The sequence below is a fragment of the Streptomyces sp. GL_140 genome, from assembly GCF_057834465.1.
In genome coordinates this window covers 238,195-254,601 of the sequence record NZ_CM174404.1, presented here as the reverse complement: position 1 = coordinate 254,601, position 16,407 = coordinate 238,195, and the positions used below count along the sequence as shown (strand labels likewise).

At 66.0% G+C, this 16,407-nt stretch carries 15 protein-coding genes and 2 pseudogenes; 10 read left to right on the top strand and 7 right to left on the bottom strand.

The genetic code is table 11. The features are described 5' to 3' along the window. Positions 1-62: 62 nt before the first annotated feature. From AC3IYJ_RS01285 to AC3IYJ_RS01270, 4 genes and pseudogenes are all read left to right on the top strand, one after another. A complete protein-coding gene (locus AC3IYJ_RS01285; RefSeq protein WP_489402648.1) occupies positions 63-338 on the top strand; it encodes a ribosomal protein L7/L12 in 276 nt (91 codons plus the stop codon). 210 nt (positions 339-548) lie between these two features. Beyond that, positions 549-1,607 (top strand): annotated as a pseudogene (locus AC3IYJ_RS01280) (IS110 family transposase). Continuing rightward, complete coding sequence (locus AC3IYJ_RS01275) at positions 1,604-1,912, top strand: hypothetical protein (protein WP_489399472.1); 309 nt, start codon at positions 1,604-1,606, stop codon at positions 1,910-1,912. Before AC3IYJ_RS01280 ends, AC3IYJ_RS01275 begins: the two are co-directional and overlap by 4 nt. A gap of 78 nt (positions 1,913-1,990) precedes the next feature. Further along, positions 1,991-2,413, top strand: a complete 423-nt coding sequence (locus AC3IYJ_RS01270) for a hypothetical protein (protein WP_489399471.1) — start codon at positions 1,991-1,993, stop codon at positions 2,411-2,413. A gap of 14 nt (positions 2,414-2,427) precedes the next feature. Here the strand turns inward: AC3IYJ_RS01270 and AC3IYJ_RS01265 are convergent, their stop codons facing one another. Together AC3IYJ_RS01265 and AC3IYJ_RS01260 are read right to left on the bottom strand one after the other, a co-directional pair. Then, positions 2,428-4,119 (bottom strand): ISAzo13 family transposase, encoded by a 1,692-nt coding sequence (locus AC3IYJ_RS01265; RefSeq protein WP_489399408.1) that lies wholly within the window; start codon positions 4,117-4,119, stop codon positions 2,428-2,430. A gap of 250 nt (positions 4,120-4,369) precedes the next feature. Continuing rightward, positions 4,370-4,588, bottom strand: a pseudogene (locus AC3IYJ_RS01260) (transposase); the annotation flags it as partial. A 485-nt stretch (positions 4,589-5,073) separates the two neighbouring features. Between AC3IYJ_RS01260 and AC3IYJ_RS01255 the strand changes: the two are divergent. Beyond that, positions 5,074-5,508 carry a hypothetical protein gene (locus AC3IYJ_RS01255; protein ID WP_489399470.1) on the top strand — a complete coding sequence of 145 codons (435 nt, stop codon included), beginning with the start codon at positions 5,074-5,076 and terminating at the stop codon, positions 5,506-5,508. 350 nt (positions 5,509-5,858) lie between these two features. Here AC3IYJ_RS01255 and AC3IYJ_RS01250 read toward each other — a convergent pair whose 3' ends face one another. From AC3IYJ_RS01250 to AC3IYJ_RS01240, 3 genes are all read right to left on the bottom strand, one after another. Beyond that, complete coding sequence (locus tag AC3IYJ_RS01250; protein WP_489399469.1) at positions 5,859-6,539, bottom strand: pyridoxamine 5'-phosphate oxidase family protein; 681 nt, start codon at positions 6,537-6,539, stop codon at positions 5,859-5,861. Between the two features lie 393 nt (positions 6,540-6,932). Continuing rightward, positions 6,933-7,346, bottom strand: coding sequence for a hypothetical protein (locus AC3IYJ_RS01245; protein WP_489399468.1), 414 nt, complete (start codon positions 7,344-7,346; stop codon positions 6,933-6,935). A gap of 71 nt (positions 7,347-7,417) precedes the next feature. Beyond that, positions 7,418-8,257 carry an alpha/beta fold hydrolase gene (locus AC3IYJ_RS01240; RefSeq protein WP_489399467.1) on the bottom strand — a complete coding sequence of 280 codons (840 nt, stop codon included), beginning with the start codon at positions 8,255-8,257 and terminating at the stop codon, positions 7,418-7,420. 68 nt (positions 8,258-8,325) lie between these two features. Here AC3IYJ_RS01240 and AC3IYJ_RS01235 point away from each other — a divergent pair, with 68 nt between their 5' ends. Together AC3IYJ_RS01235 and AC3IYJ_RS01230 are read left to right on the top strand one after the other, a co-directional pair. Then, positions 8,326-8,817 carry a MarR family winged helix-turn-helix transcriptional regulator gene (locus AC3IYJ_RS01235; RefSeq protein ID WP_489399466.1) on the top strand — a complete coding sequence of 164 codons (492 nt, stop codon included), beginning with the start codon at positions 8,326-8,328 and terminating at the stop codon, positions 8,815-8,817. A 39-nt stretch (positions 8,818-8,856) separates the two neighbouring features. Further along, a complete protein-coding gene (locus AC3IYJ_RS01230; protein ID WP_489399465.1) occupies positions 8,857-9,375 on the top strand; it encodes an FAD-dependent monooxygenase in 519 nt (172 codons plus the stop codon). 146 nt (positions 9,376-9,521) lie between these two features. On the opposite strand, the gene AC3IYJ_RS01225 is transcribed toward AC3IYJ_RS01230, so the two are convergent. Next, positions 9,522-10,697, bottom strand: coding sequence for a hypothetical protein (locus tag AC3IYJ_RS01225; protein ID WP_489399464.1), 1,176 nt, complete (start codon positions 10,695-10,697; stop codon positions 9,522-9,524). A gap of 1,491 nt (positions 10,698-12,188) precedes the next feature. Beyond that, positions 12,189-13,511: an alpha/beta fold hydrolase gene (locus AC3IYJ_RS01220; RefSeq protein WP_489399463.1), complete on the bottom strand. Its 1,323-nt coding sequence runs from the start codon at positions 13,509-13,511 to the stop codon at positions 12,189-12,191. Between the two features lie 523 nt (positions 13,512-14,034). Here AC3IYJ_RS01220 and AC3IYJ_RS01215 point away from each other — a divergent pair. The 3 genes from AC3IYJ_RS01215 to AC3IYJ_RS01205 all read left to right on the top strand — a co-directional run bounded on the left by AC3IYJ_RS01215 (position 14,035) and on the right by AC3IYJ_RS01205 (position 15,797). Then, positions 14,035-14,328, top strand: a complete 294-nt coding sequence (locus AC3IYJ_RS01215; RefSeq protein ID WP_489399462.1) for a hypothetical protein — start codon at positions 14,035-14,037, stop codon at positions 14,326-14,328. Positions 14,329-14,687: 359 nt separating this feature from the next. Further along, complete coding sequence (locus AC3IYJ_RS01210; protein ID WP_489399461.1) at positions 14,688-15,074, top strand: hypothetical protein; 387 nt, start codon at positions 14,688-14,690, stop codon at positions 15,072-15,074. A 189-nt stretch (positions 15,075-15,263) separates the two neighbouring features. Continuing rightward, on the top strand, positions 15,264-15,797 hold the full coding sequence (locus AC3IYJ_RS01205) for a hypothetical protein (RefSeq protein ID WP_489399460.1): 534 nt from the start codon (positions 15,264-15,266) through the stop codon (positions 15,795-15,797). Positions 15,798-16,407: the final 610 nt, after the last annotated feature.

Sequence of the window (16,407 nt, the reverse complement as noted above, 5' to 3'; positions counted from 1 at the left end):
GGGGAGGGTGCGTGGAAGAGCCGGGTTTCCGTGTGCTGTTGACCGAGGCAGGTGACAGGAGGATGGAGGCGGTCCGTGCGATCCGGACGATCACTGGCCTCAGTCTCTGGAACAGCAAACTTCTACTCGACAGTGCGCCGGTAGCAGTCACGGAACCCAACTGGCTCGAAGTCACAGATGAGGCGGCCAAGGTTCTTGAGGACGCCGGCGCCCGCGCGACCGTGCTGTGCGACTGGTGCCACCGCGTCATCTCTCGGGGGGCCAACCCTGTTGACCCAGCCCCGTGCAAGGGGCCCTGGCCTGCCAAGCGAGTTGCCCGCCGACCGCACTTTGAGTAACGGCCAGTTCAGCCGGCCTGAGCAAGGGCTGGTGCGAGCCCGCCCCGCGGTGACCTCTTGATACGCCCGAGCCGGTTCGAGCTCCCGCATGGACCGAGGCCCGTGGGGTGTGCTGGTGTCACGAACGGCTAGTGAGGTGGCGGCCCGGCCCTGGCGGTTGAGGCATGGAATCAGGTAGCTGCGTGGCCCGCATGCGCTCGTGACCAGCGCATGTACCCGCACCTCTGGGGAGGGAACACCTTGATCTACTGCGGAATCGACTGGGCGGAGAAGACCCACGACGTCGCCCTCGTCGACGACAACGGCCAGCTCCTGGCCAAACGGTACATCACCGACGACGTGGCCGGCTACAAGACCCTGCTGGAGCTGCTCGCCGAATACGGCGACACCGAAGAGACCCCGATCCCTGTCGCGATCGAGACCAGCCGCGGCCTGCTTGTCGCCGTGCTGCGGACCGGGAGGCGGCAGGTGTTCGCCATTGGCCCGTGCCGTCGCAGTCCTGGCCCGGGCCCAGCAGGATGCGACTTGGAACCGGCAGCAGATTTCCAACCAGCTCCGTTCCCTGCTCGGGGAGTGCTACCCCGCGGCCCTGGCCGCTGCCGCGACCTGGCAGAGCGGTCTGTGCCGGCCCGAGATCCGCGAACTCCTCAAGGCCGCCCCGACCCCGGCCGTCGCAGCCCGACTGACCAGGACGCAGATCACGGCCGCCCTGAAGACCTCCAACTGGACGCCACCTGCACGGCCGCCGACAACCTCTCACGGGCCGTCGAGGAGTCCTTCGCTGAGCACGAGGACGCCGAGGTCATTCTCAGCTTCCCCGGACTCGGCAGCCGGCTCGGTGCCCGGGTCCTGGCCGAGATCGGCGACCACCGCGAACGCTTCGCCGACGCACGCGGGCTGAAGGCGTATGCCGACTCTTCGCCCATTGTCCGGGCCTCCGGGAAGAGGCCTGCGATCACCCGCCGGTGGGTCAAGAACGACCGCCTCAACCACGCCGGATACCTCTGGGCGTTCGCCGCGCTGACCTCCTCGCCCGGCGCCGAGGCGCACTACCGAAGGCGCCGCGATGACCACGGCGACTGGCATGCCTCCGCTCTGCGGAACCTGTTCAACCGCATGATCGGCCGGCTCCACCACTGCCTCCAGCACCACAAGCTGTTCGGCGAGCGAGAGGCCTTCTCCACCGCGCCGAGTCTCGTGGAGAAGGTGGCCTGGCCTGCCAGGCAGCCTTGTCCGGGTCGCACAGGAGCACCGATGATCTGGGCATGAGACCAGAAGTCCAGACCTTCGTCGCCGACGGCTCGCTGCCTGACTGGGACGCCGAGGAGGAAGAGATCGAGCGGCGCGTCGCACAGCTCGAAGCGATCATCAAGCCTGTGACTGAAGAGGAAGCAGCCGCCCTCGTCAGCTGCTTCGGTCCCGACGACTGCTACGGGGTCGCCTGGACGCTCATGCACCTCATCGAGACCGGCCCAAATCCGGTCCTCAACGCCAAGCCGGCCCCGGACGCCAATGAGTGGTACCACCGGCTCTACGACCGCGCCGTGTTCGAAGAGCCCAGACCGACGACTTGACGCGTTGGACGCGTGAGGTGTCTATCTCTTTGGTCATAGTGGTCGGGTGCTGGTTGGGGCGTCTGGAACGATGTGCCTGTGCATGCTGATGATCGGGTTGGCGAGGGTGTCTCGGCGGACCTCGCGGTGTTTCTCCGAAACGCTGATGACGGCCGTCCGGTGAAGATCGTTCCCTCCATCTGTGGCGGGTGCGGCGGGCGCGTGTTCTTCGTGCTCATTGACGATGTCGAGGGCGGAGCCGAGCGGGTGTGCGCTGGTTGCGGCGTCCGCGCGTTCATCGCGGATAGCGAGGAGTTCTGGGAGGAAGCGGATCCTGGCGAGGCCGGCTGCCCGTGCGGGAGCGAGGAGTTCGAGATCGCGGTCGCGTTCTCGCTGGCAGGCGACGAGTCGGTCCGCTGGGTGACGGTCGGGCTGCGGTGCCAGAAGGACGGCGCTGTTGGGGTCTATGCCGACTGGAAGATCGACTACGGCCCCACGGATCACCTCCTGACCATGGTCTAAGGGCGTGCAGATCTTTAACTCGTCGTTTTGACCTTGGTCTGGGTGGAGTCGGGAGCGAGGAACGTTGCGACGTCGGCTGGTGTGCGAAGGCGGGCGGTAGAGGGGGTGATGTGGTGACCGTGTGCTTCCAGGAGTGGTCGGACCTCCTGTTTCGCGCGGCTGATGGTCATGGCGGTGACGTCGAAGAGTTGGCCGAGTAGGTCCATGGTCGCGAGTTTCCGCAGGTGGAGCACGGTGGCCAGGACCCGGTCGGCTGGGGTGAGCTTGGCTTTGGCACCTGCGCCAGGGGCCATCAGACGCTCGTGACCGCGACGTGTTCGGAGCACTTGCTCGCGTTGAAGTTCCAGCGCTGGAGTCAGCGTGGCGATGAGCTCGCTGAGTTGTTGGCGGGTCATCCCGGTCAGTTCTGGGTCCTGCAGTGAACACCGTGTGAGGCGAGGCGGTCTGTTCGCCGGGGCCTGGACTGACGTGTTCTCGGTCGTCGCCGCGTCCATCGGATGCTGGGGGTGGAGGGTGTAGTTCCAGTCGCCGTGGAAGCGGTGCCGGGTGATCGGCAGGGCGGCGATCTCGTCGTCGCTGACCTGGATGCCGGTGGGGTAGGGGTTGGTGTCGAGTTCGGCGTGCACGGTCAGGCCGGTTTTGGTCGTGGTCGCCGCGATGCTCTCGACGATGACTTCGTGGCTGGTCAGCGGCCTTCCACGCCAGTTCATGGTGATGTGGGAGAACAGCCGGTGCTCGATCCGGTTCCACTTGGAAGTGCCGGGAGGCAGGTGGCAGACGGTGACCGTCATGCCGGCCTCGGCAGCAAACCTGGCAAGTTCGGTCTTCCAGGTGCGGGTGCGATAGCCGTTGGAGCCGCCCGCGTCGGCGGTGATCAGCAGTCGGCCGGCCGTCGGGTAGGTGGCCCGTCCGGTGGCGTTCCACCAACGGCGGATCGATTCGACGGCGAACGCGGCGGTGTCGTGGTCGGTGCCCACGTTGACCCAGCCGGTGTTCGCGGCGACGTCGTAGATGCCGTAGGGCACTGCTCTGCCCAGCTCGCGGTCGGGGAAGTCGTGGGTGTCGACTCGCACCGGCTCGCCTCTCGGCTCCCACTCACGGCCGTTGTTCTTGAATGGGCCGACCAGTTCCTTCTTCTTCGTGTCCACGCTGATCACAGGAGCCCCGCAGTCCTGATGGCCGCGGGCCTGCTCGTTGAGGTACTGGAACTGTGCGTCCCGGTCGGGGTGCTGCTTGCCTTCCAGCGTCTTGGCGTTGCTCTGCAGGCTGAAGCCCTCCTCGCGCAGGAGGTCGCCCACCGTGTCCGCGGAGATCCTGTGGCCCTGTCGGGTCAGCTGCTCAGCGAGCTTGCGCGTGGATTTGGTAGTCCAGCGCAGCGGCGACATGGGATCTCCGCGGACGTCGGGCTCGACCAGCGCAAGAAGTGCCTCCCGAACAGCCGGGTTCCGCTCGGCGACGCGTTTGCGTCCGGCACCGGGCCGGCGGACGCGTCCCAAGGGGGCCTCTCCGGAGCCGAGTTCCCGTACTCCGGCAGACACCGTGGCCTCACGGACACTGGCGGCACGAGCGACCGCTCGGATCCCGCCATGGCCGAGAGACTGGGCCTCCGCCCCTATCAGCAGGCGACGCTGCCGCTCATCCAGATGCGGCAAAATCACCGCGAACTTGGCTGCCAGCACGGCCCGTTGCCCTTTCAACCCGCTCATGCCAGACCAACGAACCACCGAGTGGAAAGCTACGAGTTAAAGATCTGCACGCCCTAAGAACCCCTAACAGAATGGAGCTGGGCCAACCTGGTGGTGCCCGAGGGTCTGGTTGGCCACCATGAGCCTTGACAGATGCCGGTGGGCGGAGCAGAGGGTACGCAGTGGATTTGATCAGTCTCTCGGATGGCGACAACAGCTTCCGGGTCCGCGTGCTGGGGCGTAACTCGCCGGGTCTGCTGCATCTTCATGGATCGTGGTCGTAGCCGCGGTCACCGAGCACAATGTCTGGGCGTCGCAGGGGCCGGCCCTGCTTGCCCCGCACGGGCGGCACGGCTTCGAGCAGCAGAACGAGCTGGGCGACGTCGTTGCGGTTGCCGCCGGTCAGAACGACGGCCACGGGATGCCAGTCGCATCGGTGAACAGGTGATGCTTGCTGCCCTTCCTGCCCCCGGTCGACAGGGTTTCGTCCCGGTACGCAGCTGGTCGACGATGCGCCGCATCGTCGACCCCGGAGGGTAGGCGACGGGGGCCGCGGCAGTGGGCTGCCCGATGGCGATGCGGTGGGTTCTGCGGGTTGCGTGATATCCGGTCGAAGCTTCGGGTGGTGCGGGTCTCGTGGCGGGTGCCGAATGCCAGGTGGGAGCTGGCGGATGGCTCGGTCACGGGGTCGGTCCCACGATGACCAGGAGTGGTATGTGAGCGTTGGTTGACCTGATTTGGCATGCGATACGCGGACAGTCGGCACCTAGCGTCGAGACCGACCGACCGCATGGCCGGTCACCGACAGATCGGGGGAATCATGCGCAACATCGTTGCAGCTGCTGTCGTCGCTACGGCTGCGGTTCTCACCCTAGCGGCACGGCATCTGCCCAGCCGGACGACTCCGCTCTCCACCGGCCGGCGGCGGCCGAGCAGACAACACCGGGCAAGTCCGGAGACGTGGTGCGGTACACGGTGACGAACGGTCACCGTGAATACGCCGACGCGGTCATGGCGTCGAGCGGCTCGCTCAGCTGCGGCGTGATCAACATCGGACTGCCCGGCAACGTCACGTACGCCGGGTGGTACGCCGGCCAGGTCGAGCAGCAGTACAACACCTGTACCGGCCGGGCGTCGGCGCACTGGCAGTGGTCAGGCGACTTCCAGAACAGGTTCCCGGGCGCGTGGGTGGACGTCAACGTCATCTCCTCCTACGGCGGCCAGGTCGGGTACGGCGGTGCGACCACCTCCACCAAGGACGTATTCACCGGCACGGTCGACATCCATTCGGCGAACCCGGACACCTGGCACGCGCAGGCGATCGTGAACAGCTGCGGTTCCTGGGGCAAGGGCACCGAGCACTGGTACGGCGGTCAGGATTGGGACGGCCCGCACCCGGGCGGCTGCTGACCCCGCCCGCCAGGAAGTGATCCGAGCCTCTGCTCCTGGAGGTTGGCTACCGGGGCTCTGAGTAAGCAATGGGAGGCCGTCACCCTGCCGGGGTGGCGGCTCGTCCCACCTCGCGCTCCGGTTCGTGCGGCCGGTACGCCTCCGGCTCCGGCTGTGGAGTTGGAGGCGGTGGTGGTTTCCCAGCACGCGCACTGTTGCTGGGGCCGCTGAGTGAAGGCAGTAGCGGCTCGGTCTCCGGAGGAATACCGACGATCCTTGCGGGGTTGCCCGTCGCCCACCAGTGCGCGCTCGAGGCGAGATGTTGCTCAGTGAACCTGTCAGCGACCGATGATCGATGCTTTGTCCCTGCTTCAGCCGGCGGGGCTGTTCTGGCGTCGGGTGAGGTGTGCGGGGGCCGCGATGTGCGGTGGCAGTGCGGGGTCCGGTTCCAGTGTGCCCCAGGTGGTGTGGAGAGGGAGGACGCCGGCCCAGACACCGAGTCCGGCGTCAGGTCCTTCGCCGTCCTGCGGCGGGCCGGCGGCGACCTTGACCGAGGCTTCGTCGAGGGAGAGAGCGAGCAGGGAAGTCGCTGCCAGTTCCTTGCGGTTGGGACCGCGAGCGTAGTCCCACTGGCCCGGGGTGATGTGCTCGGTGAGGCAGCGCAGTCCGGCGAGTTTCTCTTCGGGGTCGGTGACGATGCGCGGTACGCCGTAGATCATGGCGCTGCGGTAGTTCACGCCGTGCTCGAACACCGATCGGGCCAGGACGAGGCCATCGACGTGGGTGACGGTCAGGCACACCGTGTTCTGCGGGGCCTCCACCAGGCTGCGGCTGGCCGCCGAGCCGTGGAAGTACAGCGTCTGGCCGTCCGTGCCGTACACCGTGGGCACGACCATGGTGCGGCCCTCCACCTGTACCCCGAGGTGGCACAGAAAACCGGCGGCGAGTACCGAGTCCAGCTCGGCCCGCTCGGACCTTCCCTGCTCGCGCAGGCGGCGGTGACGGGTCCGTTCGGTGGCGGAAAGGGGCGTGGGGGTCAGGGGCTCGGACATGGCGTGAGGCTATCGAATGCGTTGTCGAGCGTACATAGATCAGATGACACCATCTTCTGGATATCCGTGATGCTACGGATTTCGTTGTCAGTCGCGGTTGTGTTCGTACGGGTAGGTCCCGGTCGGACGGATAGGTACCCGCCCCCTGGTCGTCTTCGGCAGGCGGTGTGGGGCGAGGCCTGTGACCCTGGGGGGCGGGTGTGGCGCATGCCCGGCCTTCGGTCGGGTCGCGGGCAGCGCAGGTCGGCGGCCTTCGCCGCAGCTGAGGGGATCGATTTCGATCAGGAGCTGCTGTATGTGGCGTACCAGCTGCACGACATCGGGCTCGTGAGCGAGTTCGAAAACCACAGCATCTCGTTCGAGGCCGCCGGCGGGCACGTCGCCTGGGTGTGTTCACCGCCGGTGCCGGTTTGGTCGCCGGCCCGGCGGGCCCGCGTGGGCGAGGTCATCCGTCGGCACATGTGGGCCGAAGTCGATCCGGCGATGGACGTGGAAGGCCACCTGCTGGCGCGCGCCACCGCGCTGGACATTCTCGGTGAAGGCTACGACGACGTTCCGGCAGACGTCCGTGCCGAGGTTCTGCAGCGTTTTCCGCGTCTGGGCCTGTCCGACGAGTTCCTCGCCTGCTTCCAGGACCAGGGGGAGCGGAAGCCGGACAGCGCCGCTGCGGCCGACATGGCTGACGGCTTCGCAGAGCTCATCGCCGCCAAAATCCCACGAGCTGGCCGGACGTCGGACGCCGGACGCCCGACGCCGGGCCTGATCCGGGCCGGTCGGGCCTGGCGTCTCTCGGCCGCGGAGGGTCATCCCTCCCTGCGGGTGCTCTTCCCCCCAGTGCGGTGCCGTTTCAAGCAGTGGCTGGGAACGGATGGGTGCGATCAGGTCAGGAACTCTGACAGCAGGCGGTTGAGTTCGGCCGGCTGCTCGGTCGGCACGGAGTGGTGGGTGGCACCCGGCAGCGTAGCGAGAGCCGCGTGCGGGAGGAGCCGACGGGTTCTGGCGGTGACGTGCCGTGCGTCGTGTGCGCGGCTGCGCTCGGCCAGGACCACCAGAGTTGGAACGGTGCAGGCCTGCAGGTCCTGCATCTTGGGTCGTCGCATTGCAACGACTCTCGATCGCCGGGCGGATGCGGTGGTGTCCAGGAAGTCTCGCCATGCGGGGTCCCCGGGGACGTCCCCGGTCTCCCAGAGGAGAAAACGTCGTTGACGCTCGGCGGTATGCCTCAACAGCATGGGTACGGCACGCAAGAGGTAGCGGGAACTCATGCCGGCGAAACAGTTGACGGGGTCGAGCAGTGCGAGCCTGGTGACCCGGTGGGGTGCGTGCAACGCGTAGTTCAGCGCGATCCAGGCTCCGTATGAGTGACCGCACAACTGGGCTGTGTCGAGCATCAGGGTCTCGTAGAGCGAGTCCATCCAGGACATCAGGTCTGCGGTGCGGCGTAGTGGAGCCCCGTCGTGGATGGTGCGCCCGACGTCCCCCATCAGGTCGATCGCGTATACGCGATGGGAGCGGCTGAGGGTCTCGACGTTGGCGAACCATACCGTCGAGGTGGTTCCGCCACCGGGCAGGAGGAGGAGCGGGGTCGCGTCCTCGGGGCCGCAGGTGTGGATTCGTGTGGTGCCGTAGGCGGAAGGCACATCGATGCTTCGGACGTCCACGGGCCACTTGCGCAGGACGGCGTCGTACGCCGCGTGGAAGGCCGTTTCGTCATCCATGGCTGCTCCGTGACATTATTCGACCATCGACTCTCTCGACCATCGAGATAATAGCGTGGAGGGAACCCATGGATGACCAGGACCCGGCCCTTCATCTGGTTCATCTGTTGAGGGCCATCACGGTCGAACTCGACCTTTTCGGCGCCGAGTTCGCCGACGGCAACGGGCTGCATCCCACGGACCTGCGGGCACTGATCCACCTGCTCGACGACGACCGGGCGGGCCTCACCACCACGCCGGGTCGGATCGGCGGGCAGCTGGGGTTGAACTCGGCCTCCACCACCGCGCTGATCGACCGCTTGGAGCGGCTGGGTCTCGTCAGCCGTGAACGGGACACCCACGACCGCCGCCGGGTCCTCTTGACGGTGGAGGACAAAGCTGTGGCCTTGGGCTGGTCATTCTTCGGGCCGCTGATCAACAACATGGTCACGGCCATGCGTTCCTTCGAGGATGCGGAGCTGACCACGGTGCGACGCTTCTTGATGGAGATGCGCGACGTCGTTGCCTCAGGACGGCAGGTCCAGCGGGAGGCGCCACCGACGGGTGGGGAGATCGGCTGAGTAGTTCCGACTCTGCCTTGACGCCAGGATATTCAAACCGTGAGGAGGTCGTGCGGGTGCTCCGTGGCCGGGAGCAGCTCCTCAACGTCAACCCTGAGCTGCTCGTGGACCGTGGGCGGTCCGGGGCGGGAACGGACCGCAGCATCATGGCGATGGACTCTGCGGAAGGCGCCGGCAGCGCTACCTACTGGCTGGCCCGGTCCGGGAAACCCCGGCAGGGTCAGTTTTCCCCGCGCGTACGCGAGCGCGGATCTGGCGGTTCACCGCAACTCGCCGCCGCAGGCCCGGCTGGAAGCTTTCCTCGAGCGGAGCCTCGTCGACCAGGGCGTGCCCGTGCTCCGTGCGTACGAAGTGACGGCGGTCGAGCCGGACGCTGACGGGGTCACCGTCGGAGACATCCGGGCCGGCTACCTCGTCGCGTGCGACGGCGGGCACAGCACAGTCCGCAGACCGCTGGACGTCTCCTTCCCCCGGCAGGGTATGTCAGCAAGCACACCCGGGCCGCCGGCGGCTACTTCACCGTCCTGGCCCCGCTCGACAGAGACCTCTACCGGCTGATCTTCGGCAAGCTCTCCAGCGAAGGACCGGGCCACGAGGTGCCCGTCGCCGCCCAGGGCGGACTGGCTTTGTGCACGTCGTTCAGGTGGACCGCCTCCCGAACCGATGCACATTTGCTGTCACTAGACCTGCTCAAAGCCAGCGACCTACTGAATACAGCCAACGGCAGCGGGGTTTGAGGGATCGCAGTTGCCGGGGTTGTTGTTTGTGATGGTGGTGTGGTTGAGGGTGACGGTTCCGCCGTTGTTGTGGAGACCGGCGGGGGCGTGGGCCGCGGTATTGCGTGTGACACGGGAGTCGTTGAGCGTTGCGTCGCCCTGGTTGTGAATGCCGGCGCCGGTTCCTTGAGTGACTGCGTTCCCGTCGATGACGGTGTTGCGGGTGTTGAGCGTTCCAAAGTTGTAGATGCCGCCACCGGAGAAGTTCGCAGTGTTGCTACGGATGGTGGTTTGGACGTTGGTGGTGAGCGTGCCGAAGTTGGCGATGCCCCCGCCGGTTCTGGCGTTGTTGCTGTGGATCTGGCTGCTGGTGATGGTCGCGGAGGAACTGTTGTTGTGGATGGCGCCGCCCAGGCCTTGTGCTTCGTTGCCGGTGAGGATGCTCGCGGTCAGGCTGAAGGGTGAAGAGATGCTGCTGTGAGCGATGGCTCCGCCGTTACCACCGGTGACGGGGCCGGTGGAGTTGTTGGTGAAGACGCTGAGGTCCACGCGTGTGGCGCCGCTGCTCAGGATGGCACCGCCGTGGCCGGCTTCGGTGTTGTTGCTGTTGAAGTAGGAACTTACGACGTGCAGCGTTCCGTTGTTGTTGTTGATGGCGCCGCCTCCATTGCCGGAGGTGTTGCCTGTGAGGCGGACGTTGCTAAGGGAAGCAACGGTGTCGAATCCCAGCTGGATGGCCCCGCCCTGAGCGCCTCCTCCGGCTTTGCCGTTGGTGAGGGCCAGGTCTCGGAGAGTCAGGTTCGCGCTGGTGGCAGGGGGGAGGTTGAAGAAGCGGAATTCGGTGTCGGTGTGGTCGCCGCGGGTGATGGTGGCGTTGCGTCCGTTGATGGTGATGGGGCTGGTGATCTGGGGAAGCGCGGCCTGGCCGGGGCCGGAGATCTGCTCGGTGTAGGTGTAGGTGCAGTCGCGCGCGAGGTTGAGGGTGTCGGAGGTGGTGGGGGTGCCGTTGGCGGTGGTGATGGCCTGGACAAGGGCGGCGGGGGAGCAGGTGACGTTGATGGTGGCGGCGTGAGCGGGGGTGGCGGCCAGCCCGGCGAATGTGAGTGCGAACGTGGGCGCGGCGAGCAGGGTAGCGGCCTGGCGGGGGTGGCGCAGTGGCCTCATTGTCTGACTCCTTTTGGGGGGAGACGCCGGGGGGCGATCCGATCATTGTTTACATCAGATCAACATCTATTCTTTTCGGGACACACCGGGCGCATGTTGCGGGGTGCTTCGTCAGGTCCTCCACCCTCACCCCTTGCTCGGACCTCCTGCCGCCAGAGGTACGCGAGCAACTGATCCGTTCGCTGACCGCCGCGGTGGACCCGGCGTCCTGGCTCCGCAGTCCACGCACGCCCTTCAGCACGCCCTCAACCACCCCAAGGTGACATCGCTCAAGGGACTGATTCGTCCTGGTGCGCCCGGAAGAGGGACGGTGGCCGCGGCGAAACTGGAGCTGTGGGGCGAAGCGGCGACGAACGGCCTGAGACGCAGCCGCTGCACAGAGGGTGCGCCCCCGGGCAGAGCCGCCATGGCCACCTTGTATCAGGGCGCCGTGTACCGAGCGCAGCCAGCCAGCCAGCCAGCCAGCCAGCCCCGCCTCCGTCCGGGCCGCTGTGGGCGCCCTCGTAGGCTCTCCGGGGCGTTCTTGGCCGTGGACTTCCTGGAAGCAGGCCCTGTCCGCTCGCAGGCGTGTGATCTGCGGTTTCATCGGGGTGATGCGGTCGGCCAGTGACGGACTCAAGCCTGGGGCGGTGTCGTCTAAGTTCTCCAGGTCGAATGTGGTGATCCGGATCTGTGTCACAGGTGCCTCCAGGGCTCGGCGTGGCCGGTAAACCCTGCCCGAGCAGAGCCTGCTGATGCCTGGTGTGAGACACACGCGGCGTTCGCCCGACTGCCACACACTCCGGCCACGGCTCCGTGGGCAGGGCCCGCAACACGAGCAGGACCGGGTGACCTGACCTTGGGCCGGCGCCTTCCAGGCCACTCGGATGGCGCCCGCCGGGGTGCCCTTTGGCCCGGTGTGCGAGAAGCGCGACGTGCCATGGCTGTGATGGATGTGCTCCTTGTCGCCACCTGTGCGGAGCACCCGGGGCGGGACGTGATGTCGCTCAGAACCTTGCAGCGTGCCTGGGTCGTCGCCTCGGCGTTCGACCACCGCTCGGCGAGGCCGCGGCTGCGGTCCTTGCACGACCGCCAAGACCGAGGGCTCCTACTCCCTGAGTCCGGACCTGACCGATGGCAGGCCGGCTCCTGCTTCCTCAACCCCGCCGTCACTGCCGCCCAAGCGGACCGCCTTCGCGAACTCGACTCACCACTGCCTCGTCCGGCGTCGAGGTGGCTTTGGTGATGAGACCAACTCCACTGGGTCCGCGACGTCACCTTCGACGAAGGCCGCTCACAGGTCCGCACGGGCAGTAGCCCCCACGCGGTGGCTGTGCCCTGCGCACTCGCCATCAGCGCCCTCCGTGTCACGCAGTGACCAACGTCGCTGCAGCCCTAGGCCACAGCCCCGCGGCCACACCTGCCCCTTGATGACCCTCAGACTCACCTGAACTATTTCGACGAAGCCCTGGCAACACACCCGGCCGGGCCAAGGCATCCGCACCTGCCTCGTCATTCTCCAGTCGGTAGATCGTCAATCGGGTTCCCGTCATAGGTACGTTCGAATGAGGCACCGCCCAGGAGGAACGCCACGGCATCCTTGGCCGGCTTCTCCACCTGCCGGAGCGAGGAATGGACGTCGTCGTTGATGACGCTCAGGGAACCGCCGACGGCACGCTTCATCTCCTGGGCCCAGGGCATGGGTGTATTCGTCTCGTATGCGTGACCGAACATCTGCACCTGACTCTTGCCATTGCGTAGCTCCGGGCTTTTGCCGGGGAAAGGCCATCCGGATTCTGATATCATCCCCACCTTGCCGCCGTAGCCGCCCACCGGGAATTTATCCTTGTCCGCCTGCGCCTTCTCCAGCTCTTCCTCGAATGTCCCCCGGGAGCCCGTGGACTCGTTTCCGCCGACTGCTCGGAGTATGAACTCGATGTCACCGTACTTTTCTGGTTTACCGAACCCGTTCCCCGACGTGCGTATGCTGCTCTCCTGTATCGATGTCGTTGACGTCTGGCCTGCTGCAATATCACTCAGCTTCTTCCCGGCCTTTGCCCATCGGGCGCGAGGAGACAGCAGATAGCTATTGAATTCTTCCGCTGTGACCTCACCGCGCGGCTTGGTCTCGAGGTCTTCGCGGAGGGCCAGTAACTTGCGGGACACATCCGCCCCACTGCGCCCCAGATGAAGACTGGTGTCACGGTCGGCAATCCAGGCAGTGAAATCGCGGTAGAGGGTCTCCGTCGCGGCCTTCTGTTCCTCTTGACCGCGATCGTCGGTCGACCGTCCCGGCGCCATGACGGAATCCCAGACCATGCGCTCCACGTGCTGGTCGAACAGCCCCCGGTACACAGCACCCAGCGATGTGCCCCATGAGTTGCCGAGATAGCTGATCTTATTCTCGCCGAGGGCGACGCGAATCTGATCCATGTCTCTTGCCACGCTCGTCGTAGTCATCGACTGAGAGAACTCGACGTCCTTGAGGGCGCACGTCTTCAAAATCTCCGCGTATGCGCCGCGGTTGAACTTTTCCCTCTCCTCCTCCGTCAGGTTTGGCGGAGGGGCTGGGAATTCGTCCGTCGAAAACTCTGAACATCCGGGCTTTTCGCTATACCCAGAACCTCGTATGTCGAATCCGACAAGGTCGGAGTATTTGCCCAGCTCCCTCATATTGCCGGCGGTGAGATCTCTAGGGTCCGAGAGTCCAGGCATGCCAGGGCCGCCGAGATTGGTGAGCAGGATTCCGCGGCGCTTTTCGGGTTGGGTGGCCTTGATCCTGCTAACCGCAATCTTGATACTACGCCCCTGTGGCTTGGCGTAGTCAAGCGGCACGGTAAGCATGGAACACTCGGAAATGCTATCGTCTGCATCCCATTCCGCTGCCACGTCAATGCAGGGTTTCCAGTTGAGCTGTGCCCCTTCGGATGGCGCAAGCCCGCCGGAGGCGGAAGCGTCGGAGGGTGCTATAAATCCGAGGCAGGCGATACTCATCGCCACAATCGCTGCTCTCCGCTTGCCGCGTGAATCGGAGGCCTTCTCGTCGTTGATTGCAGCCCGAGGCTGCGGGAACGTCGTCGACAGTGTAGCCGTAGAGGCAGGTGAGGGGTGCAAGCTGCCGAATTTTAAATATGCCATGAATGTAAGCTATCTATGGCATATGTTAGCCAAGTCGCGATATGGCTGTCATTGCATGTTGATTTGGTTTCAATCCTGTATCAGGGAGCCTTTGTCGACCTCGCCGCCTTGCTCGCTTGCGCCGCCCACCACCGGCGAAGAACTCGGGATGAGCCACGGCCAGGGGGTGGCGGCGAGATGCGTCAGCACCTCGGTGGGGTCAGGGCCCACGCGGGCAAGAATGCAGTCCCAGTCGGGCAGTCAAGTCACGGGCACCCGCACCCACTCCGACTTGGGTGACACGTGCGCCGCGAAACAGCGCCGCACTGCGGCGTCCCAGGACGCCATCGGTGAGCAGCGGTTCAGCGGCAGCGGGTCGACGCCCGTCGAGTCGGTGATGGAAGCCCGTCAGTGGATGGGGGAGTTTGAGGAGGCGAACTCGGTGGAGTGCGTGAGAACGTTCGACTGGATCACTCAGTGGCTCACGTCGTACCTGTGGATCGCATACGTCAATGCCAATTGCACGCCCGTGTAAGCGGCGTTCTGGCGGGTAGGCGTGGGGCGCGGGCGGACCGGATCGCCGCGATGAGTATTGCGGTGGCGGTCGCCACCCACATCGCCCGGGCGTGTGGGCGCCGTTCCGTCGGTGTCGGAGGAGTTCGGCGAAGGCTCGGGCGAGGTCACGGGCTCGGGTGACGTCCGGGCAGGCGATCCGCACATCGAGCTGGCGGCGCGTTCGACTGCGCCACTGCGATGTGATCTCCACCAACGGGCGCGAGCTACCGGCTCAAGAACCGGCTCAAGGTCATCGCGAGGGATGCAGACGTGGCGTGATCAGGCGTTTGTGAACTCCGGGTCGGCCGTGGTCTGCAGTGCGGCAGTAAGAATGAGGGTGTGTTCAGACGTGAGTGGCAGGAGCCACCGACCGATGCCCGGCTCGACCCGTACCGCCGCGCTGCTGCTCGTCTCATGAACGGGGACGAACAGATCGGCGTGCTCGTGATCCGAGTCACCACCTGGTGGTGGAGGGAGGGGCCTTTCTGGCGAAGGCGGTGGGGGAATCCGCAAGAGCTTCCGGAGTGGGCGCTGTCTCGTCTCGGCCCAGCAGAGCAGTTGCCCGACTTCGACGACGGGATCGTCTCGGCTGAGGAGCTCGATGAGGAGCTTACTGATTGGGCTGCGGGGATCTTCCGACTACGGGGCCAGCGGTTCAGCCTCGACTGGCTTGGCGAAGAAGAAGCAGATGCCGCGCATAGGGAGCACGGCTGGATGATCGGCTGACCATCCCTGCCGCGCTGCTTACCGCGACACTGCTGGGCCCGTTCGTCGACTCCGCCGTTGTTCTTGTGATGCCGCAGGACCTGGAGCATGGGATCACCCACCGCTGAACCGGCCAGGCCGGTCCTTCTGTACGGTGGCGACCTCTTACCTCGGTGCCACGGCGGGACCAACAAGATGGGACGGGTTGAGTTGAAGCACGAGGACGCCCACGCCGGTGAGCGCGGTACCCGAGCGCGGTGCCTGCCGGAGCCGTGGATGTGCGATGTCTTCCATCTCGATGGCAGCCTGAGGGACATTCGAGTCCTCAACACGACCCGCGCCGAGTGGATCGCGGTCCTCGAACGCCTGCGTGTCGTAGCCGACGAGACCGAGGTGGAGCACCCCTACCCCCGGCTCGATCCCGTGCATCCTGCACTCGCCGACCTCTTCCGCGCCTGGGCAGACGAGCCGGAGGGTGAGGGGACGAGCTTTGCCTTCCGGGCCCGCTTCGGCGCCGTGTGGTTCTTCGCCCTGCCCTACGACGAGGAGGAGATCGAGTTCTCCGTCTGGCCCGAGGATGTGCTTGATGGTGCGGGGGTGGCCGCCGTGCTGCGGTTCCTGGTCGAGGTTGCGACGGCCAGTCGACGACGGGCAGTGCTGACCGCCGAGGTCGTCCGGTATTCCCCAGGGCTACCGGCGCTGATCTCCCACGACCCTGACACGGGCCTCACTTCCCACATCTGAAGGGTGTGGTGGACGTCTCGCGTCATGTGGCTCTGCCGGGAATCTTGCGATGCCGCACGGTCATGGGGCGAGGAGTACGCGTTGGCGTAGGAGGTCGAGGTTGGCTCGTCCGTAGGCTATGTGTTTGAGGGGTTTGACCCGGGTAAGCATGTCCCTCGACCTGGCCCGAACTCCATGGTGTGGAGAGTCCGGCGCTGACAGCGTCGAAGCCTCGTCGCAGGCCGCCGACCAGGGAGTGGAGGGCTGGAAGGTTGTCGGCAAGCACGCGTTCCATCCAGTCCGGGAGTTCGTCGCCCCCGAGGTTGTGGAGCATCTCGGCGAAGCCGTGGACGTGCCGTGCAGCGGCGTCGAAGTTAGGGCAGACCATGTGGGTCCGCTTCCGTACGGCGGCGCCAGTGGGGGCGAGATGCGGGGGGTTTCGTCATGGAGTCCTCGGGTCTCAAGGGGGTCCGTGTCGGCTGCCCTGGACTTCGGCGACAGAGTCCGTTCATCCGTACGCGGTTGGGGAGCCTCGGTCGTACGCCGACACGCCTGAGGAGCTCGCCCTCGACGAGGTCTTTCGCGATGAGGCGTTCGCAGACCTGTTTCCCTTGCGGGGGAAGCCAGCCCC